The sequence below is a fragment of the Paraburkholderia sp. SIMBA_030 genome (assembly GCF_046535245.1).
Lineage (GTDB): Bacteria > Pseudomonadota > Gammaproteobacteria > Burkholderiales > Burkholderiaceae > Paraburkholderia.
This window is the reverse complement of record NZ_JAWRXB010001382.1, coordinates 1-244: the sequence shown is the minus strand read 5'-3', so window position 1 is coordinate 244 and position 244 is coordinate 1. Positions and strand designations below refer to the sequence as shown.

At 66.8% G+C, this 244-nt stretch carries 1 protein-coding gene; it reads right to left on the bottom strand.

Annotated elements, in window-relative coordinates; translation table 11 throughout:
• Window positions 1-20: 20 nt before the first annotated feature.
• On the bottom strand, window positions 21-244 hold a 224-nt coding region (locus tag SB772_RS44565; RefSeq protein WP_410839099.1), incomplete at its 5' end, for an aldehyde dehydrogenase family protein.

Below are 244 nucleotides of genomic sequence, written 5' to 3'. Positions count from 1 at the left end.
ATAGCGTCCCGGCACGCGCATTACGCTGCGATCACCGCCTTCGGTTCGAGAAACGCTTCGAGTCCGGCCACGCCATATTCGCGTCCGATGCCCGATTGCTTGAAGCCGCCGAACGGCGCCGCCGGTTCGTGCGCGAGCGTGTTGACGAGCACACGGCCGGCCTCGATGCGCGCGGCCACCGCGTTTGCGCGCGCCGTATCGGCGGAACAGATATAGGCTTGCAGCCCGTACGGCGTGTCGTTGG